This window comes from Oscillatoria sp. FACHB-1406, assembly GCF_014698145.1.
Lineage (GTDB): Bacteria > Cyanobacteriota > Cyanobacteriia > Cyanobacteriales > Spirulinaceae > FACHB-1406.
On record NZ_JACJSM010000001.1, the window covers coordinates 561,282 to 586,352 of the forward strand.

23 protein-coding genes and 1 pseudogene are annotated in these 25,071 nt (G+C 47.0%); 15 read left to right on the forward strand and 9 right to left on the reverse strand.

Features of this window, described 5'->3' with window-relative positions:
• Positions 1-5 precede the first annotated feature (5 nt).
• The gene (locus H6G50_RS02415; protein WP_190712888.1) at positions 6-1,253 is read left to right on the forward strand and encodes a hypothetical protein; all 1,248 of its coding nucleotides are present in this window, start codon (positions 6-8) and stop codon (positions 1,251-1,253) included.
• A 47-nt stretch (positions 1,254-1,300) separates the two neighbouring features.
• Complete coding sequence (locus tag H6G50_RS02420) at positions 1,301-1,831, forward strand: GIY-YIG nuclease family protein (RefSeq protein ID WP_190712890.1); 531 nt, start codon at positions 1,301-1,303, stop codon at positions 1,829-1,831.
• Between the two features lie 143 nt (positions 1,832-1,974).
• Here H6G50_RS02420 and H6G50_RS02425 read toward each other — a convergent pair.
• The 4 genes and pseudogenes from H6G50_RS02425 to H6G50_RS02440 form a co-directional block, all read right to left on the reverse strand.
• Positions 1,975-2,082 (reverse strand): annotated as a pseudogene (locus H6G50_RS02425) (DUF5615 family PIN-like protein); the annotation flags it as partial.
• A 3-nt stretch (positions 2,083-2,085) separates the two neighbouring features.
• Positions 2,086-2,430, reverse strand: coding sequence for a DUF433 domain-containing protein (locus H6G50_RS02430; protein ID WP_190712895.1), 345 nt, complete (start codon positions 2,428-2,430; stop codon positions 2,086-2,088).
• Between the two features lie 83 nt (positions 2,431-2,513).
• Entirely contained in the window at positions 2,514-2,735 is a 222-nt protein-coding gene (locus tag H6G50_RS02435; protein ID WP_190712896.1) for a toxin-antitoxin system HicB family antitoxin, read from the reverse strand.
• A 6-nt stretch (positions 2,736-2,741) separates the two neighbouring features.
• Entirely contained in the window at positions 2,742-3,167 is a 426-nt protein-coding gene (locus H6G50_RS02440) for a putative toxin-antitoxin system toxin component, PIN family (protein ID WP_242032668.1), read from the reverse strand.
• 546 nt (positions 3,168-3,713) lie between these two features.
• On the opposite strand from H6G50_RS02440, the gene H6G50_RS02445 reads away from it, so the two are divergent.
• From H6G50_RS02445 to dcm, 7 genes are all read left to right on the forward strand, one after another.
• Positions 3,714-4,646 carry a UDP-glucuronic acid decarboxylase family protein gene (locus H6G50_RS02445; RefSeq protein WP_190712898.1) on the forward strand — a complete coding sequence of 311 codons (933 nt, stop codon included), beginning with the start codon at positions 3,714-3,716 and terminating at the stop codon, positions 4,644-4,646.
• 69 nt (positions 4,647-4,715) lie between these two features.
• A complete protein-coding gene (locus H6G50_RS02450) occupies positions 4,716-6,110 on the forward strand; it encodes a UDP-glucose/GDP-mannose dehydrogenase family protein (protein ID WP_190712900.1) in 1,395 nt (464 codons plus the stop codon).
• A gap of 124 nt (positions 6,111-6,234) precedes the next feature.
• Positions 6,235-7,374 (forward strand): AbrB family transcriptional regulator, encoded by a 1,140-nt coding sequence (locus tag H6G50_RS02455; protein ID WP_190712902.1) that lies wholly within the window; start codon positions 6,235-6,237, stop codon positions 7,372-7,374.
• A gap of 384 nt (positions 7,375-7,758) precedes the next feature.
• Entirely contained in the window at positions 7,759-9,579 is a 1,821-nt protein-coding gene (locus tag H6G50_RS02460; protein WP_190712904.1) for an SLC13 family permease, read from the forward strand.
• 122 nt (positions 9,580-9,701) lie between these two features.
• Positions 9,702-10,628 carry a PfkB family carbohydrate kinase gene (locus H6G50_RS02465; RefSeq protein ID WP_190712907.1) on the forward strand — a complete coding sequence of 309 codons (927 nt, stop codon included), beginning with the start codon at positions 9,702-9,704 and terminating at the stop codon, positions 10,626-10,628.
• Between the two features lie 89 nt (positions 10,629-10,717).
• Entirely contained in the window at positions 10,718-11,761 is a 1,044-nt protein-coding gene (locus tag H6G50_RS02470; RefSeq protein ID WP_347239851.1) for a restriction endonuclease, read from the forward strand.
• Positions 11,762-11,796: 35 nt separating this feature from the next.
• The gene (dcm, locus tag H6G50_RS02475) at positions 11,797-13,167 is read left to right on the forward strand and encodes a DNA (cytosine-5-)-methyltransferase (protein ID WP_190712909.1); all 1,371 of its coding nucleotides are present in this window, start codon (positions 11,797-11,799) and stop codon (positions 13,165-13,167) included.
• 18 nt (positions 13,168-13,185) lie between these two features.
• Here dcm and H6G50_RS02480 read toward each other — a convergent pair whose 3' ends face one another.
• From H6G50_RS02480 to H6G50_RS02490, 3 genes are all read right to left on the reverse strand, one after another.
• Positions 13,186-14,523, reverse strand: coding sequence for an MltA domain-containing protein (locus tag H6G50_RS02480; RefSeq protein ID WP_190712911.1), 1,338 nt, complete (start codon positions 14,521-14,523; stop codon positions 13,186-13,188).
• Positions 14,524-14,681: 158 nt separating this feature from the next.
• Positions 14,682-15,215 (reverse strand): DUF456 family protein, encoded by a 534-nt coding sequence (locus tag H6G50_RS02485; RefSeq protein ID WP_190712913.1) that lies wholly within the window; start codon positions 15,213-15,215, stop codon positions 14,682-14,684.
• A gap of 100 nt (positions 15,216-15,315) precedes the next feature.
• Entirely contained in the window at positions 15,316-16,173 is an 858-nt protein-coding gene (locus H6G50_RS02490) for a M48 family metalloprotease (protein WP_190712915.1), read from the reverse strand.
• 106 nt (positions 16,174-16,279) lie between these two features.
• Here H6G50_RS02490 and H6G50_RS02495 point away from each other — a divergent pair, with 106 nt between their 5' ends.
• Positions 16,280-17,212 (forward strand): phosphorylase, encoded by a 933-nt coding sequence (locus H6G50_RS02495; RefSeq protein WP_199302657.1) that lies wholly within the window; start codon positions 16,280-16,282, stop codon positions 17,210-17,212.
• A 46-nt stretch (positions 17,213-17,258) separates the two neighbouring features.
• The gene (locus H6G50_RS02500) at positions 17,259-17,504 is read left to right on the forward strand and encodes a hypothetical protein (protein WP_190713042.1); all 246 of its coding nucleotides are present in this window, start codon (positions 17,259-17,261) and stop codon (positions 17,502-17,504) included.
• A gap of 587 nt (positions 17,505-18,091) precedes the next feature.
• Here the strand turns inward: H6G50_RS02500 and ychF are convergent.
• Complete coding sequence (ychF, locus tag H6G50_RS02510; RefSeq protein WP_190712917.1) at positions 18,092-19,186, reverse strand: redox-regulated ATPase YchF; 1,095 nt, start codon at positions 19,184-19,186, stop codon at positions 18,092-18,094.
• A 334-nt stretch (positions 19,187-19,520) separates the two neighbouring features.
• Here ychF and H6G50_RS02515 point away from each other — a divergent pair, with 334 nt between their 5' ends.
• Both H6G50_RS02515 and H6G50_RS02520 read left to right on the forward strand, forming a co-directional pair.
• A complete protein-coding gene (locus H6G50_RS02515) occupies positions 19,521-19,883 on the forward strand; it encodes a hypothetical protein (RefSeq protein WP_242032669.1) in 363 nt (120 codons plus the stop codon).
• 135 nt (positions 19,884-20,018) lie between these two features.
• Entirely contained in the window at positions 20,019-21,506 is a 1,488-nt protein-coding gene (locus tag H6G50_RS02520; RefSeq protein WP_190712919.1) for an aminotransferase class I/II-fold pyridoxal phosphate-dependent enzyme, read from the forward strand.
• 77 nt (positions 21,507-21,583) lie between these two features.
• Here H6G50_RS02520 and H6G50_RS02525 read toward each other — a convergent pair whose 3' ends face one another.
• The gene (locus H6G50_RS02525) at positions 21,584-22,561 is read right to left on the reverse strand and encodes a Gfo/Idh/MocA family oxidoreductase (protein WP_190712921.1); all 978 of its coding nucleotides are present in this window, start codon (positions 22,559-22,561) and stop codon (positions 21,584-21,586) included.
• A 407-nt stretch (positions 22,562-22,968) separates the two neighbouring features.
• Here H6G50_RS02525 and H6G50_RS02530 point away from each other — a divergent pair, with 407 nt between their 5' ends.
• Positions 22,969-23,268, forward strand: a complete 300-nt coding sequence (locus tag H6G50_RS02530; RefSeq protein ID WP_190712923.1) for a ferredoxin — start codon at positions 22,969-22,971, stop codon at positions 23,266-23,268.
• A 158-nt stretch (positions 23,269-23,426) separates the two neighbouring features.
• Positions 23,427-25,049, forward strand: a complete 1,623-nt coding sequence (locus H6G50_RS02535) for a GspE/PulE family protein (RefSeq protein ID WP_190712925.1) — start codon at positions 23,427-23,429, stop codon at positions 25,047-25,049.
• Positions 25,050-25,071: the final 22 nt, after the last annotated feature.

The window sequence follows — 25,071 nt, forward strand, 5'->3', positions numbered from 1 at the left end:
AACTTATGGATAGAAAGCTTCAGAATCGGCGAGATGAATGGCTAAAACTATCAACAGAAGAGTTAAATGGAATAGGAGATCTTTATGGTTCTTATATGTATGCCCAAATTGAAAAATATGCTGAATTCAAACTTGCACAGTCTCGGCTGACAGATTTGGATACGGAAACCAACCAAAAATTCCCTAAATGGGCAATTTTTTTAGTATGGGTATTTTTGACTGCCCTAGGCTTAACAATCTTTACTGTACTTCCAAATATAATTTTAGGCAAACAAGGTAAAAGTGACAGTTTTATTGTTTTTTCACAATCAATTTTTGGTACATTTCTAGCTTTTATCGCTCATTTTGCTATTTCTTCCTTCATTGCAGGAATGTTGACTCGTAATCAACACCTAACTGCTTTAAAACAGCTAAAAGAAGAAATGAGCAATGCAAGTATTCAGCAAATACGTAACCTTTTTATAAGTTACCAAATTATTGATTTACAAAAAACCGAAAAAGCTTACGCAAAATTTCCTCCAATATTTGTGGTATTGCCCGCTTTTATTTTTACTTTGGCTGAGATTGTTGCACTATTTGTTATATTAACAGGAGGTGATGCTAGCCTTAACCCTATAATTTTACTGGTTGCTACACTTTTACCAGCTTGTTTGCTATGGGGAATTGCTTATATCACTGCTTATTATCAAAAAGTTCCACATCAAAATGCAGTTTTGAAAAGTATATATATTCAAAAAGTTAATGGAATAAACTTAATTTATGATCGATACAATAAATCTAAACTTTTTTTCGATATGAATGAAGAAATTCAAGTTTATATTGACACAATGGAAAGTCTTCTCTTTAATGATATAGAAGAAAAAGAAAAAACGATTGAGTATGTTTTAGAATGTCAAAGAAGAAAAGATAATCGTGGAAACACATTAATTCAGCTTGATGGTCAGATAAGATTCTATAGAGAGACTCTTCAGTTTATAAAAAATGAATCAAGTAAACTCACACACAATATTGAAACATCTAAATATAGTGATTTATCTGATAATGATTCAAGACAGCGTAACATTCAGCCAGATGGTGAAGGTTATACGCCATTTAAAGAGCAAGTTTATAATGAAAAAATAATCAAAAAACATGACTACAAGTCACTTACAATAGAACGAAGAGTAAATTTTTTAATTGAGTCATGTGAAAACAAAATAAAACAATTAGAAAAAAGTTATGAAGAAATGCAAAAAATTACCTTTAGTGAGTAAATAATTTCTATCCATAAACTATTTATGTAAGGGATTATAACTAACCTATGATTTTTTTTGGAAGAGAATTTAATAGTGCTTGGTCTGAGCCGCATTTTCATGAACTTCACACCGAACTTGAGACTTATGATAATTTGGGGAAATTAAAAAGATACAAGCAACCAGGTAGAATTCTGAACATAGGTGGAGTACCAAATACTCCTGGCATTTATCTTATACGAGATATTTATAAAACTAACATTTATGTTGGTCAGACTGAGAAACAAGGGATACGAACTCGCCTAAGTCAACATCTGAATGCTCAGGGTTCTAAAGGACTTAAAAGAGGTATTTTATATGAAATACGATGGGCTGAAACTTATGGGTTAGAAATTGAAAAGATTGCTGAAGCTGTAGCAGTTGTCTTTTTTCAACCTAAACAAAATCCAGGTAATGATTGGAAAGGTAATTTGAGAAAAGCCCTACAGAATGACTTAGAGCATGTAGTTATAGCTGAAGCTAAGCGATTAGGTTTCCTGAGAGGATCGGGATCTGAAAAAGAACGTTTCATGGCAAAATTGCTTGAAATAAGTAGATAAGATTTTCTCTGAGCTTTAATTAATGCGTGAAGCGTTCCGAAAAGACTGAGAAAGTATTGATATGAATAGACCTCTCTAGAAACGTCAGAACTGCCTTCAGCAGGCTGTTTAAAATTTTAACGTTCAGCGTCGTTTAAAACCTTTTGATTCGCTTTTCCTGCCTCTCTGACCGTCAAAATATCGTGTCCCAATACTCGCAAAAATTCGACGACAGGAACAGGAAATTGTTCGTCCGCATAGAGGCGCGCCATACTTTATACTGCTTCATCCATGACAGCTTCATTTTCCATAATCTCAGCCTCTATTTCATCCGAGAAAGCTTCTGTATAAGCCCAAGCATTTACCAAATCTCTCGCAGAGAGTCCGGGATAACTAGCGAGCAAATCTGCTTCACTATAGCCAATGCGACGCGCTTCCACCAGGCCCCAAACGGCGATGCGCATTCCCGCAATGCAAGCGCTACCGCCGCAAACTTCGGGCGTTTTTTCAATCCCGCGCCCTAGGGAGAATGACTCTCGAGAAAGCAGTTGGATAACTCGCTCTTTGTCTTCGTTAGACAGGGCTAACAATTGAGGTTCTAATTCTTTGAGCGTTGCCATAGTCAAGCGTTAACCTCGATTTAGAAGAGGAGATATTGACGGAAAATTGCGATCGCGTAGATATTATTGATGAGCGAACGTCCCTACAGAGCAGATGCTCGATCTAATTTCTCTAAAATCTCCAATCCCCGCTCAACATTTCCTGTCGCCGCCAAAGCGTTGAATCGAGTCATTGCCTCGAATTCGCTCACAGCCACTGTTGATAACTCTTCCATTAACTGGTTGACAGTTACCCCTCTCGCTCGTGCTAGATTTTTTAGCTGAGAATGTTTCTCTTCCGGTAAATGAATTGTTAAAGTCACCATTTTAATTTAACTCCTGAGTATTTCTTCTGGCTTTAAAATTGACAAATTGGGAAACAGTAAGGTGGTGTTTTTGAAGTCTTTAATGTTATTGGTTACGATGCTGGAGGCATTGCCAGCAATCGCTAATTCAATTAAATGATTGTCGCCCTCATCTCTTAGATTAGGTCGCCATGAATAGTAAATATGTACCCACTCACTTACGCTTATCAATGCTGAAAATAAACTTATAACTTCTGTTTTCTCAAGCGGACATTGATTCAAAATCTCTGTCCTATTCATCACTGATTCATACTCGCAAAATAAAGCATTACCCATTAAAGAAGTGTACTCTTTCTTTAAACAACGCCGAATAACTTCTCGACTCGCTCCAGTTTGCCCAATCAAAGCACTAATAAAGACACTGGTATCGATAACGATTTTGATGCTCATCATGTCATGATAGCATATACGTTATCAAATCGAAAGCGACACAGCCTCAATCGGCAATCGAGCGATCGCTACAAACAAAAAGTAGTTTTATCGAACGGAAACCTTTTCTTTGAAAAGTATCGATTATACGGGGACTTTTGCCCAACTTTACGAGGATGTTACTTTTGGATAATCTAACGCGAGTCCAAAGGGATACGCTTATCGGGATGCGCGGCTCCAAGTAATGAAATAAAAGGAAAAATCGCGGACTAAAAATTGCAACAAGAAAATGATTGGGGGCGCTGCCTCTCGCCCCCCTTACCACAACATTCATATCCGTTTCCTCCCTCAAAGGGACTAGATATTGCAGTAGCGAGTAACTTTTACGTTCCCAAGCTAAGTAAAACTGCTGAGATCGCAAGCATTACACGCTTTACACAACGTTTACAATAACTTTCACAAAAACTTTGCAAATCCCTGTTCGCGTTGGGGGCAGTCGTGGAACTCTAGACAATAGGAGGATGCAAGGTTAGTTTAATATTGATTCACAACTCAAAGCCAATCAGCCCTATGAGAATCCTGGTAACAGGTGGTGCGGGTTTTCTCGGTTCCCATCTTATCGACCGGCTTATGGAAGCCGGTCACGACGTAATCTGCTTGGACAACTATTTCACGGGTCACAGGCGCAACGTCCAACAATGGATAGGTCATCCCAAGTTTGAACTTATCCGTCACGATATTACCGAGCCAATCCGCTTAGAAGTCGATCAAATCTATCATCTTGCTTGTCCTGCTTCGCCGATTCACTACCAGTACAACCCGGTCAAAACCATCAAAACCAACGTCATGGGGACGATGAATATGCTGGGGTTAGCCAAGCGAGTCAAAGCGCGATTTTTCTTGGCTTCTACTTCTGAAGTCTACGGCGATCCGGACGTTCACCCCCAACCGGAAGACTATCGGGGCAACGTCAACCCGATTGGGATCAGATCCTGTTACGATGAGGGCAAGCGAGTGGCGGAAACGCTGGCGTTTGACTATCACCGCCAGAACGGAGTCGATATTCGCGTGGTGCGGATTTTCAATACTTACGGCCCTCGGATGTTGGAAAATGACGGGCGCGTGGTCAGTAATTTTATCGTTCAGGCGCTGCGCGGCGAACCGCTGACGGTTTACGGCGATGGTTCCCAAACGCGGAGTTTCTGCTATGCTTCGGATTTGATCGAAGGCTTTATTCGCTTGATGAATAGCGAACATACCGGCCCCATTAATATCGGCAATCCGGGGGAATATACGATTTTGGAGCTTGCCCAAACGATTCAGGGCATGATTAATCCAGATGCGGAGTTAATTTATAAACCTTTACCCCAAGACGATCCCAAACAGCGACAACCGGATATCACGAAGGCAAAAACGCTGTTGGGGTGGGAACCGACGGTTCAGTTGCAGGAAGGATTAAAGCAAACGATCGCATATTTCCGCGATCGCATCGAAGCCGAGTAGTCTCGGTAAAACTCCCACTCTTGACTCTCCAGTTCGCTTAGTTTACCTATTTGTTGAGGAATTAGTGATATGCGCGTTTGTGTCATTGGTACGGGTTACGTTGGCTTAGTCACGGGCGTTTGTCTCTCTCATATCGGCCACCACGTTATCTGTATCGACAATAATGAGGAAAAGGTCAAACTCATGAAGTCGGGACAATCCCCGATTTACGAACCCGGACTTTCCGAACTGATGCAGTCTTCGATGAAGTCCGGCAATCTCGAGTTTTCTTCCGACCTCGAACGAGGGGTTGACAATAGTGACATCTTATTTATTGCCGTAGGAACGCCAGCGTTGCCGACGGGAGAAAGCGATACGCGCTACGTGGAAGCCGTCGCGCGCGGAATTGGCGAACATCTCAAAGACGGCTACAAAGTCATCGTCAATAAATCAACCGTTCCCATCGGTTCTGGCGACTGGGTACGGATGATCGTTCTCGATGGCGTAGGAGAACGCCAGAAAACGCTAGTAGCCGCAGGCGGCCCGGATGCGTCCACTCAGGCGATTGGGGCAGAATTTGATGTTGTCAGCAACCCCGAATTCCTGCGGGAAGGTTCGGCAGTCTACGATACCTTCAATCCCGATCGCATCGTACTGGGCAGCAACAGCCAAAAAGCGCTCGATATGATGCAAGAACTCTACGCGCCCTTAGTGACTCGCACCTTTGGCGAAGAAGAAAACAAAAACTTACCGCCCGTACCCATTGTCACCACCGACCTCAACTCGGCGGAAATGATCAAGTACGCGGCTAACTCCTTCCTCGCCACCAAAATCAGCTTTATCAACGAAGTCGCCAATATTTGCGATCGCGTCGGCGCGGATGTCGTCCAAGTTGCCAAAGGTATCGGTCTCGATTCTCGCATTGGCACCAAATTCCTGCAAGCCGGACTCGGTTGGGGCGGTTCCTGCTTCCCCAAAGATGTCTCAGCCCTCATTCATACCGCCGACGACTACGGTTACAACTCCGAACTGCTTAAGTCTGCGGTGGAAGTCAACAAACGCCAGCGCGCGATCCTGCTCGAAAAATTGCAAAAGGAACTCAAAATCCTCAAAGGCAAAGTGATCGGTTTGCTTGGTTTAACCTTCAAACCCGATACCGACGATATGCGCGACGCACCCTCCCTCGACCTCATCGAACAACTCAATCGCCTCGGCGCAAAAGTCAAAGCCTACGACCCCATCGTCTCCCAAACCGGCATCAGCCACGGCCTCTCCGGTGTCATTATTGAAACCGATGCCGAACGCCTCGCCGATGGTTGCGATGCCTTAGTCTTAGTCACCGACTGGCAGCAATTCGCCAACATCGACTATGAGAAACTTGCCAAACAGATGCACAGCAGTCGCGTGATTGTGGACGGCCGCAATTTCCTCGATCGCAAAGCCGCAGAAAAAGCAGGTTTCCGCTACGTCGGCATCGGGCATTAATGGGTAATGGATAATTGATAATCAAGGACGGCTTGCTGTTCCCACTTTGTCAATTATCCATTGATTAAGATAATGTTAAGATACGTTAAACTGTAAAAACCAGAGCCGGTTTAACGTTGAATAAATGAATGAATGCCAGTGGGGGGGAAAGCCAACCGTTTTGGCAGACCTCCTGCAAATCTTGCTTGCTAAGCTTCCCAAACTCGCAAACCTCGGTCAATTTCTCATCATTGCCTTGCTTGCGGGTTTTTTGTTCGATAAATTTCACATTCCTGTCAGTTGGTTACTCGGCCCGATGGCCGCAGGCGTTCTCTGTGCTATCTTCTCAGGGCGCGCCCAAACCCTCACCCCCAAGCTTGTCATCCTCAGTCGCTCGATACTCGGTTTGATGGCAGCGTCTCGCTTCTCTCCCGATACCGCGCACCAAGCCGTCACTTATGCCCTGCCCCTCCTCTTTTGCATTCCGCTGGCGGCAAGCTTCAGTTTGATCAACGGCTATCTCCTCTGGCGTTGGTCGGGAATCGATCGCATCACCAGTTTCCTGGGCTGCATTCCCGGTGCGTCCGCCGGGATCATTGCCATGAGCGAAGATTTGGGTGCAGACGCACTCGCTGTCTCCATGCTCCAATATATTCGAGTGCTGATGGTGGTTGCCATCATTCCCGCGATCGCGACCTTTTACATTCCCCATCTTACTCCAACCAACGTAACGGCCCCCCTCCCTCTACCGCACGTCTCCTCCTTCTCTCCCTGGTTCAATCTTTCCCTCTTAGCCCTAGGCTGCCAATTGGGAATCGTCCTCGGCAACAGCTTGCGCTTACCCTCCGCCGCCTTCCTCGGTAGCTTCTTCATCGGGCTTCCCGCCTTTTGGAACTTACCCCACTCCCTCTACATTCCCCACTGGCTATTCCTCACTGCTTTACTGATTGTTGGATTGTCCATTGGCTTACGCTTCGACCGACCAACTGCGCAACAACTATTTAAAGCAGTGTTGATTGATGTCGGGTTAGTGCTGGTGATGATTGTGAGTTGTTTGGGGATTGCCTACGGCTTCCATCAAGTGGCGCGCGTTGATATCGTCAGCGCCATTCTCAGTTTTACGCCGGGAGGTATTGAGGCGATGTTAGCAACAACTCTCCAACTGGGCGGCGATACGGGTTTAGTCCTCGCTATTCAAATGACTCGTATGTTTTTAATTCTGTTCTTAACCCCTTGGCTGATTGGCTTGTGGTTGAAGCCGAAGACCGCCGATAACGAACAGTGAACAGTTATAAGCAGTAAGAATACCTCGGAAATAAGCTCGACTATTGTGAGGCGGGAAGGGTCAAATTTTAAGGTATAATTTGTCGATCTTGAGTTTTCAACTCGATAAGCGCATTCTCAATTGCGATTTTACTCAATATAGTGCTAACTCGCTTGTGAATGTACGTTTCTAAGCGCACCAAAATCTTAGCGGATGAGCGCTGCCTGTGCTACCGAATCTCCTAACCGAGTTGTGGAGCGCTATATCACCTTGCTGCGATCGCGTCCTCTGCTTTTTAAAGCAATAGTCACTAATAACGGCCAGGACAGCTTTCAGCATCCACCTCTACTGATGGGTTAACTCTTCTTATTCACCCTTCCCGATAACCGATCGCTAATAAATAAAATGACCTTATCGCCCATTTTTGTAACGCTTAGCGTTGTCATTCTTGCCCTAATTGCCTTCATTTTTGAATGGTTGCCCGTCGATATCACTGCCATTATCGTTGCCATTGTTTTAATGTTAATTGGCTTGGTCGTTCCGGAGGCAGGAGTTACCCCTGAAGAAGGCATCGCCGGATTTGGAAACTCGGCAACTATCACGGTCATGGCCATGTTTATTCTCAGTGCGGCGATTACCAAAACGGGAGTGATTCAAATCGTGCGAGATTGGTTTCTCAAATGGGGTGGCGACGAACCCGCTCAACAAATTGTGGTGATGGGAGCCATTGTCGGCCCCATTACTGCTTTTATTAATAATACGGCGGTAGTTGCTATTTTCTTGCCAATTGTAGAAGATTGGTGCAAAAAGCGCAATATTTCCCCCTCGAAACTCTTGATTCCCCTATCTTTTGTAACGATTTTAGGGGGAATGATAACCTTAATCGGTACGTCTACTAACATCTTAGCCAGCGGCGTTTCAAAGAAGTTAGGATATGAAGAATTCGGTTTGTTTCAGTTTACCGCCTTGGGGGTAATCACCTTTTTTATCGGTTTAGCCTATCTCGCATTTTTTGCCCCTAAATTGCTTCCCGATCGCAAACCGGCAGCCGGAGATTTAATGACCGATGAGTACGGACTGAAAGATTACGTGACTGAAGTCGTGGTTTCGCCGCGATCGAGTCTAATCGGGCAAACGCTGCAAGAAAGTGAAATTCAACGCAAATTTGACTTCGATGTTCTCGAAATCATTCGCAACGACGAACGCTTTCCTCAACCGATCGCGGATCGCAGCCTCGCAGCGGGTGACATCCTTTTAGTACGCGGCACTCGTCCAGAACTCCTGAAAATTAAAGACGAGCGAGGGCTTGACATTTTAGCCGACGTACAGTTCGGACAAGTCGAAACGGAAATGACGGTCGGAGAAGAACGAGTTGCTGAGATCTTAATCCTGTCCAACTCGCGCTTAGTCGGAACGACGCTCAAAGATTTGCGCTTCCGCCAACGCTACAATGCAACCGTGCTGGCGATTCGGCGCGGTGAAGAGTTAGTGCGCGAGCGCCTCGGTAAAGTAACCCTGCGTTTCGGCGATTTGCTCCTCCTCCAAGCGCCAAAACAAAGCATACGCGGTTTACAGACCACCCGCGAACTGCTCGTTCTCGAACAGCGCGAGATGGATAACTTACGTCAAGATAAAGCTTGGCTTGCGCTCGCGATCGCGGTTGCCGTCGTTGTTGTCGCCGCTCTTGATTGGATGCCGATTCTCATCAGCGCTCTCGTCGGTGTCGTTCTGATGGTGATTACCGGCTGCCTCAAACCGGGCGAACTCTACGGAGCGGTGCGTTGGGACGTAATCTTTCTCCTGGCAGGTTTGATTCCCTTGGGAACTGCAATGGACAAATCCGGTGCAACCGAATGGCTGGCTAAAAGCCTCGTTGCTGCTGGAGGAAGCCTTTCTGGGTATTGGATTTTGCTATTCTTTTTCGCAGCTACTTCCCTGCTTACCGAAATTCTTTCCAACAACGCCTCGGTGGTACTGATGCTCCCCATCGCCGTCAAAGTTGCAGAAACCCTGCAACTCAATCCTTACGCCTTTATGTTTGCCGTCACCTTTGCCGCTTCTAATAGCTTCATGACTCCCATCGGCTATCAAACCAATACAATGGTTTACGGTCCGGGCGGTTATAAATTCCTCGACTTTTTCCGCGTCGGCGCGCCCTTAAATTTATTAATGGCGATTGTTACACCGGTGTTAATTGTGTGGTTATATGGGTTGCAGCCCAATTAAGCCCTCTCGTACTCGCTTCGCCAAAGCCTACGTCCCAATTATTTCAAGAATTAGGGCGGCTTTGGCTCGTTTTTCGGTAAGATGCAAAGAAAAGGGCGAAAATCGCGAAATATTCCTTGCAAATGCAGAGTTCTGGCTTGTTTATCGGTATGGTAACGCTCGATTTAATCTATCGAGTCGATCGCTTCCCTCACTCCAATCAGAAGATAGCAGCTAGCGATTGCGCGATCGCAGCAGGCGGCCCTGCAACCAATGCTGCGGTTGCCTTTTCCACCCTCGGCAGTCGCGCCTTACTCCTCGGTGCGATCGGTAATAGCCCTTACAGTCGTTTAATCCAAGAAGATCTCGAAGCGCGAGGCGTAACGAGCTTAGATGTCGCCGCCGATGCGACTCTCTCCCCGCCCATCTCTTCTATTATTACCACCAAAGAAACGGGCGATCGCGCCGTTGTCTCCTTACCGGGTTCTCGCGTTCCCGTACCCGCCGCCCGCTTCCCTCCCGGTTTCTTACTCGATTGCGACATCATTTTGTGGGACGGACATCAACTCGAACTCAGTCGCGCCTGTGCCGATTTACGCGAGACAGCCGCCCGGGCGAGGGCTAAAGAAATTCCCATCGTTCTAGACGGCGGCAGTTGGAAACCCGGATTGCAGGATGTTCTGCCCGCCGTCGATTACGCCATCTGTTCCGATGACTTTTACCCGCCTTCCTGTAACAATCGCCAAGACGTTCTCGACTATCTCACTGGACTCAACATTCCCTATATTGCCATTACCGGCGGCGAACGACCGATTCAATATCTCGCAGGCGGGCGGGCTGGCTGGGTAGACGTTCCCAGCATCGAACCCGTCGATACATTAGGGGCAGGAGATATTTTCCACGGCGCTTTTTGCCATTACATCCTCAAACATGACTTCCTTGAAGCCCTATCCCGTGCGGCAGAAGTTGCGGCGTTTTCCTGCCAATTTTTTGGAACCCGCGCTTGGTGTAAGGAAATATCGCAGAGATTTACGCTTTCGCAGGACGATATGCTGGGGGAGAATACTTAAAGTTATCTGCGATCGAGCGTTAGCTATATGTACCGTTTCACTCTAACTTCTGTTAAACTAACGCAAATTCTACCTATATCTTATTGTCAGTGGTCGAACGTAATTATCGAAGAACAGTAGAGCAACTACGGGAAGTCGCCTCTATGTTCTGGCCACTAGAATTATCGCAACAAGAAGCTGAACTTAGTATTGTTCCTAAACTCATAGAAACTCAAAATCAGTTTGTTTCAATTTTGAGCATTGATGTTTCCAATATAGAAGGGTTATTCCAGATTATTAATGCTTCTCAGCTTTCTGCTAATTTATTTCTCAAACACTTAGTCATTTTGTCTGACTTTGGTGGAGAAATGTTACAACGTTTGAACAGTCGTTTTCACTCTATTTTTCCATCCGGTAATTTAGAGTATATTTGGCATAAAGGTAAGCAGATTTATGAATTTGAATGTTTGCCTTGTTCGGGCAAGCTAACAAACTCTAAGTTAGGAATTGACGGAAAGAAACTTTTACAGTCTCGCGCTTTGTCTCCGTTGCATAAAGATATCATTGCTATTCTGCTTTTTGGAAGTAATGCTACGCAAAAACGAACTGCGGAGATTCTAGCCAAATGCGAAATTGGTAACTATTTAGGAAAACCTGATGCCTTAACCCGATTTCTTAAACAGCGATATATCTGGGTTAGTAGAATTACGTCTGGAGCGCAATCCAATACTTTAGGAAACACGACTCAAAATTTTGTAAAAAAGTATATAGAGGAGCATTTGCGTATTAACAACATTCAAATAGAACGTGACAGTCATTTGCCGGGTATAAAACATACAGGTGATGACAGTGAGATGTTTACAACTTTCGACATAGTTGCTTCTGAGGGAACACGCTTTATCGCGATAGAAGTTAGTTTTCAGGTAACAACAAATAGCGTCATCGAACGGAAAGCTGGACAAGCTCGTTCGAGATTTGAGCAAATTGAACGCTCCGGTTATAAAATTGCTTATGTCATCGATGGTGCAGGTAATTTCGAGCGGGAAACAGCTTTGAGGACTTTATGCTATTACAGTCATTGTACAGTGACTTTTTGTACATCGGAACTCGACAGACTTTGTGATTTTTTAGAAGAATATTTTACGACTGATTAAATTTATTTAACATAGACTCAAAAAAAATAGATTGTATGAGCCGAGCAAATATTAATTTAAATAAGCTTCGTTTTGTCGATCTGTTTGCCGGTATTGGTGGCATGAGGTTTGCTTTTGAAAATGCCGCTCGTACCTTAGAAATTGAAACAGAATGCGTATTCAGTAGTGAAATAGATGCTGAAGCGCGATGGGTTTACGAACAAAACTTTGCTTGCCAACCTTACGGAGATATCCGGCAGGTAGGGAGGCTACCGGAACACGATATACTTTTAGCAGGTTTTCCCTGCCAATCTTTTTCTTATGCAGGAAAAAAAGAAGGTTTTGGCGATACGCGAGGAACTTTATTTTTTGAAATTATGAGGTTGGTCGATACTTACCAACCCCAAGCTTTTATTTTTGAAAATGTACGGGGTTTAACAACCCACGATTGTGGCAAAACTTTAGAAACGATTAGAAACGAAATTCAACAACGGGGTTACAGTTATGACGCATTCTTACTGAACAGTAGCAATTTTGGATTGCCACAAAATCGAGTCAGGATTTATATCATCGGTTTACTGAATGCTGCACCTAAGTACAGTTTGGTTTCTGATGTCGGATGCAGAGATTCGCATTCCTATAGCAATACCGAACAGCTTTCATTATTTCAAAATTCTCGATCGCCAATTCGGGTATTAGATATCTTAGAAGAAGCTCCCGATCGTAAATACGACTGTTCGGAAACGTTTGTGTTTGCCTTAAAAAAGGTGTTAAATAACGATCTCGAACGGTTGCACGGACTTCGATTAATTGATTATCGCGGCGGAAACTCCATTCATTCCTGGGAATTAGGCTTGCGCGGAGAGTGTACGGCTGAAGAGATCGAGTTAATGAATCTTTTTATTCTCAAGCGAAGAAATAAAGCCTTCGGGAAGGAACAAGATGGTAAGCTTTTAACTCAAGAGCAAATTGCGACATTCTACAGTCATCCGCACTTAGAGAGTATTCTAAATTCTCTGATAGAGAAGAAATATTTACGCAAAATCAAAGATTTTTATAAACCCGTTGCTGGAAACTTTTCCTTTGAAGTTTACAAATTTTTAGACCCTCAAAAAATATCTGTTACTTTAGTCGCCAGCGATGCGAATCGATTGGGAATTTATCATAACGAGCGAGTTCGTCGGATTACCCCTCGCGAAGCAGCCAGATTGCAAGGATTTCCCGATAGTTTTGAACTTCACCCTCAAGACGATCGAGCATACTATCAACTGGGCAATAGTGTTAGCATTAATGTAGTTGAAGCTGTCGCAAAAGAAGCGATTTCCCAAACTTTAGTTTGGGGAAAGAATTGTTTTGAAGCTGAATATCCCTCTTCTGGTATTCTCCAGAGCTTTTCTCGATCGCGCCTTCCTTCGCGCTTCAACTAGATTGTAGTTCGCAAGCTGCTAAAGTCCAGACGGGGAAGCGGGGGAAACATTAGGGGTGATGGGAGCGGGGGCTTCTTTAAGCAGGAGGTAATAAAATTGCCCGATATGGCGCGTTACTCCGGCGCGAGCGCCTGCTGCTTTGCCGGAACCGGCGAAGTAATCGACGCGCCCCGGGCCTTTAATCGCGCCGCCGGTGTCGCGATCGAGAACGTAGCGGCTGACGATTCTTTCTTCGACTTTTCCGTTGATGACGAGGGGGAGGGGTGCGTAGAGTAGGGCTAAGGCTCCGGGGGGCATAACGGATTTGTCGGTGGCGACGGAGCGATCGAGGGTTAAGGGCAGTCCGAGGCTGCCAGAGGCGGGTTGCCCTCGTTTTTCGCGGAAGAAAACGAAGCTGCGATCGCGCGGCAGATAAACGTTCATTTCTTGGGGATACTGCTCAAAGTAGGCGAGGATTCCCGGCATCGTCGCTTGCTCGAGGGTCAATTTCCGATCTTCCACCAGCGCTTTACCGACGCTCGTATACTCCTGACGCACATTTCCCGCGTAGCCAACGCTGGTTTCCGTACCGTCGGTGAGTTTCAGCCTTGCCGAGCCTTGAATGTGGATCGTATAAGCTTCCCAGCGATCGCGCAACCAAAATAACTGCAATCCCTTCAGTTTGGGATGCGTTTGCAAGCCGTCTTTGCCTTCTAACTCGGCGCGGGACGGGTGGGGGCGCGGCCAGCGATCGAGGTCTGGGGGGGCGCTGTAGAGGGGATAGCGATATTCTGGGGTGCGCGTGCGACTGGCTTCGTAAATTGGCTCGAAATAGGCGGTAAATAAGACTTCGCCTTGGCGCGGCGGGCCAATCCCAACGGCTTGATAAAAGACAAATTCTCGCTTGACTGCTGCTTGCAGTTCTTCGGGACTTCTGGCGGCTAGCAACAGTTCGCGAAAGCGCTGCAAGCTGCGAATCAGACGCGCTTGCGTAATTTCTTTGATGGGATATTTCCGATAGGCGATCGCGGCCGCATCGGAGGCAAGATAGTTTAAGTTGCCGTCAATTGTCCTCAACAGCGTCTCTTTATCCCCATTATCCGCCCACAAGCGATCGTCTAACCCCAAAGCGGGACTGCCTCCTCCCGCTCGTTCGCCATCAATGGGGTAGAGGGGGAGCAATTTTTTATCGTTGACGTTCCAATGGGGCGGCGACAGCGCGATCGCCCGAGGAGGTTTGACGAGAGGAGATTGCAGGAGGGCGGGCGGTCGCAGCGGTCTTCCTTGAATTGCGAACTCGATTAAACGGGTTACGCCGTAGAGCATCGCGCCCGTCGCCACTAAACTGAGGGGAATTGCCACTAACGCTCGTTTCATTAACTTTTATGAAGTCATCGGGCAACTTTGCGTAAAAAACTTCTATAAATTTGGAGAGCTTTTTAGGTGAACTTACCTTCTTGGGTATCGCTCGCCAGCGTCCTCCGATTTTAGTTCCTCTTTTTCCCCCCCCGAAGGGAGGAACTAAGCAGGGGACGTTAACCGACTGGGGGCCAAGTATTGAAGACAAAAATAATGACGGCAAGGAGGGCAAGCAGTCCTTCGATGAGATTGCCGATTACCGAGCCAATAACGACCCCAGAAGCGGCTTTAGCAGAACGTTGGACGCGATCGCTCATTGCTAAGTCTTTACGGTAGAGAAACTCCCCCGCAAAAGCACCGAAGACCGGACCGACCAAAATTCCTACCAACGGACCGCCGAAAGGTAGAGCGGGCAGCAAACCAAAGAACCCCAAAGCCAAACCCGCGATCGCACCATACTGCGCCCACTTACTCGCTCCCAACTGTTTAGCGCCCCAATAGGTTGCTAGATATTCCACCGCCGCGCTCAAAATCAAGATGCCAAAGATGGCGACCAAAGCCCAGCCCGCACCGGCAAAACCCGTTGCCCCGTACCAAACTGCCAGGGCGACTAAAATCAAACTCGGCCCCGGAATTGCGGGCAGGACTGCGCCGACTACACCCACAAGCATGACGGCGATAACGATCCAGTAAAGAACAGTAAAACTCATAATTTAAAATTTTAAATTCAAAATTGCGGGAGCGGGTTTCGTTAGGTCGTTACTATAGGTTGAAGGCGGGGGGATATAAGTTCGCCGTTCCTAGAAGACCTTACCGTTGCGACTGTTGCGAGCGGACAACGCGAGAGAATTCCTCTTTTCCTTCTTTCAAGTTAGCAGGAATGCCATTCGGGTAAGTTTGTTGCACCATTGCTTGCAAGCGTTCAAAGCGATTTCCGGGGTCGGGGTGCGTGCTGAGAAACTCGGATTTTCGACCGCCGCCGCTAGCCGACTGAAGGATTTTCATCACTTCTACAATTCCTTTTGGGCTGTAGCCTGCTTCTGTCATAAACTTAAATCCGAAGCGATCGCTTTCTAACTCGTCCTCCCTACCGTAGCGCAAACTGACGAGTTGATTGGCGGCTTGGGCAATCATCGCGGCCGAGCGCCCGCCATCTGCCCCATCGCTGGCTGCAATCCCGACGGAGTTGACTAAAGCTGCGCCTAATTGCTGTTTTGCGAGGTGTTCCGCTCCGTGCCGCCCGACGACGTGACCGACTTCGTGACCGAGAACGCCCGCCAGTTGCGCTTCGCTGTTGAGGCGAGCGAGTAAGGCTGCCGTAATAAAAACTTGTCCTCCCGGTAGGGCAAAAGCGTTAATGGTTTGAGGATCTCTCAACAGGTGAAATTCAAAGGGATAACCGGACTGCGAAGCACCGGAGCGCGCTACGACCTGCCCGCCAACGCGATCGACATAGGCTTGTAGGGTTTGGTTGGGAAGCAGTCCTCCATATTGCTGCGCCACCTGCTGCCGGGATTGTAGCCCGATCGCGACCTCCTGACGCTGCGAAAGTTGGACGTGCTGTTTTTCCCCCGTTACTGGGTTTTGGCTGGTGTTGGTATAGTAGCCAAACAGGGCAAACAGAGAAAACAAGCCGCCAATGATGAGGCGAATTAATAACTTTTGCACTCAACCAATCCTCAAACTCTCGATTGAAATGCTACCATAAAATCCTGTCGAACTTATTAAAATTCATTATTGGCTCTCCAATTGAAATTTTTAAGCGATTTTAATTATGCCCGAGCAAAGTCAGGAAATGGCAGAAATATTACAACCCCAAGTTGGAGCCTTATGGGAAAAAATTAGAAATAAGACTCAATCTGCCCTCAAATGCGGTGCATTAAAATCGATTCCGACAGAATCTAAATTTATCGACCAAGATGGCGTTCGTTTTCTAGTTCGCATTCTGGCCAATCTCGATCGCAAGGAAAAAGCGAAAAAAGAACAGGATCGGAAAACTGAAACGTCCGGCAAAGATTTTAATCCTTTTCTCCCTTACGAAGAAGATTTATTTGTTACCCACCTGTCCGAAACCCATGTTTGTTTGTTAAATAAATATAATGTCGTCGAGCATCATCTGTTAATGATTACTCGCGCGTTTGAAGAGCAGGAAAACTGGCTAAACCTGCGAGATTTTGAGGCGATGTGGGCTTGTTTGACGGAAATTGAAGGTTTAGCTTTTTATAACGGCGGTACGTTGGCGGGGGCGAGTCAGCGTCACAAACATTTGCAATTGGTTCCTTTTCCTTTTAATCCCGATGGTTCTTCCTTACCGATCGCGCCGGTTATCGCGGGGTTAGAATGGCAAGAGGCGATTGTTACCGTCCCGCATTGGCAGTTTCAGCACGCGATCGCGCGTTTCGATCCTCCCCTCATTTCCTCCCCCCAAAGTGCCGCCGAAGCTACGAATACCCTCTATCAGCGCCTTCTTGAAGCGGTGGGGATAAGCGTCGAAGGCGATCGCCAAACGGGTGCGTATAATCTGCTGGCTACGCGAGAATGGATGTTAATCGTACCGCGATCGCGCGACAGTTTTGAAGGCATTCCCGTCAACTCCCTCGGTTTCTCCGGTACGCTTCTCGTCCGCAACGCCCAGCAGATGCAATGGCTTGAAGAAGTTGGGCCGATGAACTTATTGCAAAATGTCGGCTATGGGTTGCGATCGTAATACAACTCGTGTTATCATTGAAAAAACGGAATAGGAGAATGAGCTTATGGCCGTGCGACTCAAAAGTTGGGAATCGCCGCGCCGTCAGGGAAGAAACGACAAAGGCAAAGGCGGTTCGGCAAGACGGCGACAGTTAAAGAAACAGCAACAAGTGTTGCGCAACAAACTGAAAGCACAAACGAAAGCAAATAAAGCCAAGGAAGGGAGAGATGTTGAGTCTCTCCCTTCTTCTTTTATCAAATTATTTTTACGGTTATTTTCTGGAATTGTAAAACAAATGCCTTATCGTTAGAAAATTGAGTCCAGTAGCAGTACAGTAGGGTGGGCAGCGCCCACCAGCCAGAACTTTAATGGGTTTGGACACCTCCTATTTACCACCAAGTATCGCTCTAGTGGTTGAAATTATCGAGCAATGACTTATCGTAAATTCACGCTGAATAAAGTTGTCGATGATTTTCAACTTACAATTGTTGAGAACGGCGGATTCCTCCATAATATTCCAGCCGTCAATCCCAGTTCGCTGCTAGAAGATGTACTAAAAGAAACCTTGCCTTGGGCGGTAGCAGTAGGAACGGAAAAAGCCCGTTCGGAAGGAATTATCAATCCAGTTTTACTAGAATTAAAGCGTCAGTTCGACGGGAAAATTAGTGTTTTTTCCGGTGAAGAGTTTGCCGTGCAGCCCGAAGTCGATCTGACGGGATATGTTGATTTTCTGATTAGTCGCTCTTCCGAACAGTTATTTATTAAAGCACCGGCTGTAGTTTTAGTAGAAGCAAAAAAGGGAGAGCTTAAACCTGCGTTGGGACAATGTTTAGCTGAAATGGTAGCAGCCCAACGTTTTAATCAACAGAAACAGCAGCCGATTTTATTAATGATGCCTTATGCGCTGGTGCGGAATAACAAAACATCTCCTTCCTTCACCACATATTCTTTTCCTTCCGCCCGAACTAAGCCTTTTTCCTTCGCGCCGCTCATCGAACCGCACGTTACTAAATCATTATAAGCGACTGTTTCTGCGCGAATGAAACAGCGCTCAAAATCGCTGTGAATGACTCCTGCTGCTTGGGGTGCTGTCATTCCGGCAATAATTGTCCAAGCGCGCGTTTCTTTATCCCCCGTTGTTAAATAAGTTCGCAAACCTAACAGATCGTAAGTTGCGCGAATTAGCGATTTTAATCCCCCTTCCGTCACGCCTAGCGCTTCTAAGAAATCGCCGCGTTCTTCTTCCGGCAGTTCGATTAACTCCGACTCGACTTGGGCGGAGATAATCACAACTTTAGCATTTTCAGTATCGGCAATTTTTCGCACCGCTTCCACCCATTCGTTGCCTGTTGCTAAATCTTCTTCTGCTACATTCGCCGCATAAATAATCGGCTTTTTCGTCAGCAATCCGAGCGGTTTAATCGCTTTTTCCTCTTCTTCGTTTAAACTGATGCTGCGTGCGGGTTGCCCTTCGTTCAAAACGGCAATGATTTTTTCAAGGGCTTCAACTTCTACTGCCGCTTCTTTCGGATTAGATTTAGCTTGCTTGCGAGCGCGATCGATTCTTTTTTCAACTTGTGATAAATCGGATAATGCCAATTCTAAATTAATGACTTCGATATCGCGCGCCGGATCGACAGAACCGGAAACATGAATAATATCGTCATTTTCAAAGCAGCGAACGACGTGAACAATGGCATCAACTTCGCGAATATTGGCTAAAAATTGATTGCCCAATCCTTCGCCTTTACTCGCACCTTTCACTAAACCAGCAATATCGACAAACTCAATCCGCGTCGGGACAATTTGCGCCGATTTCGAGATTTTTGCTAAAACATTGAGGCGTTCGTCCGGAACGGCAACTACGCCGACGTTGGGTTCGATGGTACAAAAAGGAAAGTTTGCCGCATCTGCTTTCGCATTTTCGACGAGGGCGTTAAATAGGGTAGATTTTCCAACATTGGGCAGTCCGACAATTCCAGCTTGAAGCATGATTTAAATAAGAGATTACAACTTAGTATTTTTTGGTGCAACTGACTATTATAGCGGTTCTGATTCCAAGATTTTAAGCAAGAGAGACTTTCTTGCGCGCGTTTTTGCTTGACAAGCGTGCAGTTATGTGAAAGCGAGAAATATTAGCGCGATGCGTTTCCGGCGATGGGAAGCGCAACTTTTTCAGTCAGTACAAATTATTGCTACGATCGTCTAGAGGCGAGTTGTAACGCGATCGCAAAGTCTAATACCAGTTCTCAGTTACGATGCACTAAATGGTTCGTCGTAGGGGCAGCCACATTGTTATGCCCTCTTTGGGAATCGTGCAAAATCAATGAGAATTGGTATTAAGATTATGGATGAAATTGTCCGCAAGCTAGCAGCAATTGGTTTGCCCGCGATTGTACTTCTCATCACAATGGCAAGTACCGGTTTAGCTGGAGCCGCTGCCATTACTGCCGCTCTCGCATTACTGGGTCCCGGCGGAATGCTAGGAGGAATTGCTTTACTCGGTATTATCGGATTAGCAACAGATGCTCTATCAAAATATGGATTGCAATCTCTTTTAGTTGGAATTTATCGAGAAAGGCTCAATCGAGGAGAACCTCAACAGGTGTTAGTTAGAGAGATAGAAAATTTGCCACTGTCCAAGGAGTTAAAACTTATTCTGAAAGACGAACTTAGGTTGAATTTTTAAGAATGTATTGCTCGCCGTTCTCTAAAAAATATCTTTGGCGTGCATGATTAATAAAAATGGAGGGATTTGCTCTAGTTCTGGATATTGCTAGTATATACAGTTTTAAAAGCTTTGAACAATAACTGACTCCGAGCTATGTCTTTTACTCCCGATTCGATGCGAATGCCATTCTTGGAGATGTTGCGATCGCGCGCCGAGCAACCCGATGCCCCCTTCTACGCACCGGGACACAAGCGCGGGCGAGGAATTTCTCCCGAATTGGCGAATTGGTGGGGAGAAGCAGTTTTTGCAGCGGATTTGCCGGAATTACCGGAATTAGATAACTTATTCGCCCCGGAAGGTGTTATTGAAGAGGCACAAACGCTAGCCGCAAAAACCTTTGGGGCAGAACGAACTTGGTTTTTAGCAAATGGTTCGACTTGCGGCATTATTGCAGCGATTTTAGCAACCTGCGGGCCGGGGGATAAAATCATTTTGCCGCGCAATGTCCATCAATCGGCGATCGCGGGACTCATTCTCTCCGGTGCGACTCCCATCTTCATTGCTCCCGAATACGATCCCGCCCTCGATCTTGTCCTCAACATTACCCCAGAAGCCGTAGAAGCTGCCTTAAAAGAAAATTCCGACGTTAAAGCGGTTTTAGTCGTTTATCCAACCTATCAGGGCATTTGCTGCGATCTCCACGCGATCGCAAAACTTGCCCATCACCATCATATCCCTCTCATCGCCGACGAAGCCCACGGCGCACACTTTGCCTTCCATCCCGACTTACCGCCCTCCGCCCTCGCTGCCGGAGCCGATATTAGCATCCAATCCACCCATAAAGTTTTAGGGGCGATGAGCCAAGCCTCTATGCTACACCTGCACAGCCCTCCCACAGGGCTTTGTTGTAAGGCACGCATCGACGCACCGCGCCTCAGCCTAGCCTTGCAACTGGTTCAATCCAGCAGCCCCAGCTATCTCCTGCTTGCTTCCCTCGATGCAGCGCGCCAGCAAATGGCGATTACAGGACGCGCCCTAATGGAAAAAACCTTAGCATTAAGCGATCGCGCTTATCGCGAAATTTCACAAATTCCCGGCTTATCCGTGCTAGAATCTCCCGCATCGCCGCAACCGGGCTTTTTTAACCGCGATGCTACCCGTTTAACCGTATTTACTGCCGCTCTCGGACTCGATGGCTTCACCGCCGACGAAATCCTGCGCCAACAATTCCACGTCACCGCCGAACTGCCCCTCCCCCAACATCTCACCTTCATCCTCAGCCTCGGCAACGATGAAAGCGATATCGAGGCTTTGATTCATGCTTTCGGGGAACTAGCTCGCAATCCGAGAGAGGGTGCAATGCTTGCGCCCCTACCCGTACCGAGCGCCCCCGCTAGCGCCGTTATGACACCCCGCAAAGCCTTTTTTGCCCCGCGCGAAACCCTGCCCCTAGAAGATGCAGCAGGACGCATCAGTGCAGAACTCATCTGTCCGTATCCTCCCGGAATCCCCGTCTTGCTACCAGGAGAAATTGTAACGAAGGACGCGATCGATTTTCTGCAACAAATTCTTGCCCTCGGCGGCTGTATTACCGGATGCAGCGATTCCACCCTCAAAACGATTCAAGTGATTCAAGAATAGGAGATCGTTTATTAACATTATTTTTGCATAACTTGAGGACAAAAACTTTAAGTTTTTTCTATTTCTTTTTTAACCATTCAACGAGCGATCGCTGCGGGAAAGTTTGAATCTGCGCGGGCAGCATCGGCAATTTGAAGTGCGTAAAGACTAGCTTCAGGAGAAACATAAAGGGGCGTTCCTTCAACCAAAAAATCGATCGCGCTGCGAGTATCTTTCGCGAACAGTCCTCGTCGCCCGCCGACTTCGATCGCGGTTTTTTCTTCCCCTCGCACTAACCAACCCGCGTCGCCCTCAAATACCAACGTTCCGCGATCGCCGTGCAATTCAAATGTGCGTTCGCCCTTCCAAAAAACTTCACCCTTGCCGTAAGTAACTTCAGCCATTAAACCATTACGAAATTGCAGGCGGGCGGCGCACAGACAGGCGGTGTAGTAGTTATCCTCAGCATCCCAAAACCGGGATTTACAATCGACAGTTTCCACCTCGCCAAATAAATCGGTGAACCGATGGATGCGCGAGAGGGCAGCAACGAGGGGAAAACCCGCTAGTTCGCGATGGTAACTCCAGCGACGTTCGACGGGACGCTGCGGCGAAATTGTGACGTAGCGGGCGTAAAAAACGTTGCCAATTTCGGGTAGCGATCGCCGAATGGCTAAATGCAACCCGCCCAAAAGTTCGATATGTTCGACGTGCAACAATAGCCCGCGAACTTTCGCGAATTCAATGAGATTTTCGGCTTCCTCGGGATCGAGGGCGAGGGGATATTCCGTAATAACGTGCTTCCCAGCTTCCAAAGCAGCGCGAACCATTGCAGCGCGATCGCGATTGATACTGGAAATGATGACTAAATCTAAACTGGGTTCCTTCACTAACTCATCCCAAGCCTCGCAGACAGTACATCCGTATCGCTGACAAAAAACCTCCGTTCGCGCGCGATCGCGTCCGGCAACGGCAATCAGTTCGGTGCGATCGTCTGCCAACAATGCTTCAGTGCGGCGCGCTGCCACAAATCCCGTCCCGACTAATCCCACTCGTAAAGGTTGTTTTTGATTCATTCGCGTTGCTTTATTGTCCTCCTTCTTAGCCCTCATCATTCAGCCTTCACCCTCGATCCACTGATTACCGTTTCGCGATCGAATCCGTTTTTCTGATAATTTTAATTAATTTAGCAAAATCGAGAACTCCTGGGAAGACAGACTAGAACGCAATCGGGAAAAACCTAGGGCGATTCTATGTTACGGACGATACCTCGATCGGTCTATAAACGCTTAGCTCCTCACTTCGCAAGTATAAGAGTAACTTATTTTAAGTTTGTTTAAGAATTTCATTACTAATGCAGCAATAACAGGGTAACTTTTTTGCGTAGTATCGAAATTGAGCTTACTGAGAAAGCAAACTTTGAGCTTGCCGATTGGTAAGTAAAGACTGCCGTTCAATTTTTAATGAAGAGGATCGTATACATATGGCAACGTATAAAGTTACCTTAATCAACGAAGCCGAAGGAATTAACCAAACTCTCGAAGTTCCCGACGACGAATATATTCTCGACGCAGCAGAAGAAGCAGGACTGGATCTCCCCTATTCTTGCCGCGCTGGTGCTTGCTCGACCTGCGCTGGTAAAATCACCGAAGGTACTGTCGATCAATCCGACCAGTCTTTCTTGGATGACGATCAAATCGAAGCTGGCTACGTTTTGACCTGCGTGGCTTACCCCAGTTCCGATTGCACGATTATGACGCACCAAGAAGAAGAACTGTACTAAGCTACGTCACAGCAAGATTTTAGCTCGATTTTTTGGATTGAGTATTGCTAAATAGACTTGACAGGGGCATCAATCTATGCCTCTGTTTTTGTATGAGGAGGCGGATCGAAGAAGGGAAGTGTTAGCTTGGAAGGGTTTAAAACTCGTAGCTCTTCAGTATGCAAGAACTCGTGCAACATTTATCCGCTTGGCAGCAATTGCGAAATCGCCTCATTGCTTGCGAAACGGCCTTACAACTTTTAGTCAATGAAGAAGGACTGCTCAATTTAAATGCGCTCGATCGCGAAGTTAGCGCGCGCTTTTTCAGAGAATTTCCCGATCGCAACCTCCTTCCTCCCGTTATTCCCCTCCTGCTGTGGCAAAACTGCTTCTATCTCGGCAGTCCGGTTCCGATTAGCCCCGAACAGCGGCGGGCAATTAGCGATCGCACCTTCACCGACATCGCGATCGTTCCCATCAGCGAAAAAAGCTACAACCACTGGTATCATTCCTCCAACTACAACCCCCACAGCATCACCTCGGCTCCCCTCGTCAACCCAATTACCGGACAACTCGAGCAGGAGAATATCAGCGAAACAACCGAACTGTATCTCTCCAAAGCCGTCGATCAAATCGGCAGAATTAAAACCCTAATTTCCGGCGCGCTCCGCAACCGCGCTAGCGATATTCACCTCGAACCTACCCAAGACGGATTGAGAGTTCGCTATCGTATCGACGGCGTGCTGCGCGATATTACCATGTTGCCGCTGGAACTGAGTCGGCGAACGATTGTCGCGCTCAAAGTCATGTCCCAAATCGATATCGCCGAAAGTCGCCGCCCCCAAGACGGACGGATAGGAGAACAGTACGTGACGGGCGACGAAGAGTTAGGGATGGATATGCGGGTGAGTACGCTTCCCTGCGTGTGCGGCGAAAAAGCCGTAGTGCGTTTGCTTCCTCGCAAGAATCCGTTTAAAACCATCAACGATCTCGGGTTTTCCAAACGGACACTCGCCCAGTACCAATATTGGATTCGCCAACCCCAAGGTATGATTATTTATACCGGGCCGACGGGTTCGGGGAAAACGAGTACGCTCTATACCACTTTGCAGGCGATCGCGGCGGAAAATGTCAATATCGTTACGATTGAAGATCCCGTCGAATACATTCTGCCGCGCATCACCCAAACTCAAGTTAACGAACCGGCGGGAATGACGTTTGCGGCGGGGATGCGGGCGATTTTGCGTCAAGATCCCGATATTATTATGGTCGGGGAGATTCGCGATCGCGAAACCGCAGAAACCGGCGTGAGAGCCGCGCTTACCGGACACCTCGTTTTCAGTACCCTTCACACCAACGATGCAGCCGGTGCGATTCCCCGTATTAAAGATATCGGGCCGGATCCCGGGTTGATCAGCGATGCCCTCCTCGGCATTGTCGCTCAACGCTTGGTGCGGCGCAACTGCCCTCACTGTAGCGAACCTTACCAGCCCACCGAACAAGACTTTCGCCATCTGCGCGTCGATGCGAATAAAATCCCCACCGATCGCTGGCAAAAGGGACGAGGTTGTAAAATGTGCTTTAACTCCGGTTACTTGGGACGAGAAGCGATCGTCGAACTGCTCGATGTTGACCAAACCGTCCGCGAAATCATCTACGACGGTACAATGACGCAACTGCATCGATATTTGCGCCAAAGTAATTTTGCCTCTTTTAAGGTCGCCGCGATCGAAAAAGTCACGGCGGGTATTACGACTGTCGAAGAGGTACTGCGGGTTTTGCCGTACAGCGCTTTACAGTAAAGAGCAAGCAACTCCCAATATG

Bases quoted from the DNA above. Each gene is read 5' to 3' on its own strand.
- H6G50_RS02535 (WP_190712925.1), top strand. From the start codon at position 23,427: ATGCAAGAACTCGTGCAACATTTATCCGCTTGGCAGCAATTGCGAAAT.
- H6G50_RS02440 (WP_242032668.1), bottom strand. From the start codon at position 3,167: ATGATGAGCATCAAAATCGTTATCGATACCAGTGTCTTTATTAGTGCT.
- H6G50_RS02500 (WP_190713042.1), top strand. From the start codon at position 17,259: ATGGCCGTGCGACTCAAAAGTTGGGAATCGCCGCGCCGTCAGGGAAGA.
- H6G50_RS02450 (WP_190712900.1), top strand. From the start codon at position 4,716: ATGCGCGTTTGTGTCATTGGTACGGGTTACGTTGGCTTAGTCACGGGC.
- ychF (WP_190712917.1), bottom strand. From the start codon at position 19,186: ATGCTTCAAGCTGGAATTGTCGGACTGCCCAATGTTGGAAAATCTACC.
- H6G50_RS02485 (WP_190712913.1), bottom strand. From the start codon at position 15,215: ATGAGTTTTACTGTTCTTTACTGGATCGTTATCGCCGTCATGCTTGTG.
- H6G50_RS02435 (WP_190712896.1), bottom strand. From the start codon at position 2,735: ATGGTGACTTTAACAATTCATTTACCGGAAGAGAAACATTCTCAGCTA.
- H6G50_RS02465 (WP_190712907.1), top strand. From the start codon at position 9,702: ATGCAGAGTTCTGGCTTGTTTATCGGTATGGTAACGCTCGATTTAATC.
- H6G50_RS02455 (WP_190712902.1), top strand. From the start codon at position 6,235: ATGAATGAATGCCAGTGGGGGGGAAAGCCAACCGTTTTGGCAGACCTC.
- H6G50_RS02460 (WP_190712904.1), top strand. From the start codon at position 7,759: ATGACCTTATCGCCCATTTTTGTAACGCTTAGCGTTGTCATTCTTGCC.
- H6G50_RS02525 (WP_190712921.1), bottom strand. From the start codon at position 22,561: ATGAATCAAAAACAACCTTTACGAGTGGGATTAGTCGGGACGGGATTT.
- dcm (WP_190712909.1), top strand. From the start codon at position 11,797: ATGAGCCGAGCAAATATTAATTTAAATAAGCTTCGTTTTGTCGATCTG.
- H6G50_RS02530 (WP_190712923.1), top strand. From the start codon at position 22,969: ATGGCAACGTATAAAGTTACCTTAATCAACGAAGCCGAAGGAATTAAC.
- H6G50_RS02495 (WP_199302657.1), top strand. From the start codon at position 16,280: ATGCCCGAGCAAAGTCAGGAAATGGCAGAAATATTACAACCCCAAGTT.
- H6G50_RS02480 (WP_190712911.1), bottom strand. From the start codon at position 14,523: ATGAAACGAGCGTTAGTGGCAATTCCCCTCAGTTTAGTGGCGACGGGC.
- H6G50_RS02415 (WP_190712888.1), top strand. From the start codon at position 6: ATGGATAGAAAGCTTCAGAATCGGCGAGATGAATGGCTAAAACTATCA.
- H6G50_RS02420 (WP_190712890.1), top strand. From the start codon at position 1,301: ATGATTTTTTTTGGAAGAGAATTTAATAGTGCTTGGTCTGAGCCGCAT.
- H6G50_RS02515 (WP_242032669.1), top strand. From the start codon at position 19,521: ATGAGAATTGGTATTAAGATTATGGATGAAATTGTCCGCAAGCTAGCA.
- H6G50_RS02445 (WP_190712898.1), top strand. From the start codon at position 3,714: ATGAGAATCCTGGTAACAGGTGGTGCGGGTTTTCTCGGTTCCCATCTT.
- H6G50_RS02430 (WP_190712895.1), bottom strand. From the start codon at position 2,430: ATGGCAACGCTCAAAGAATTAGAACCTCAATTGTTAGCCCTGTCTAAC.
- H6G50_RS02520 (WP_190712919.1), top strand. From the start codon at position 20,019: ATGTCTTTTACTCCCGATTCGATGCGAATGCCATTCTTGGAGATGTTG.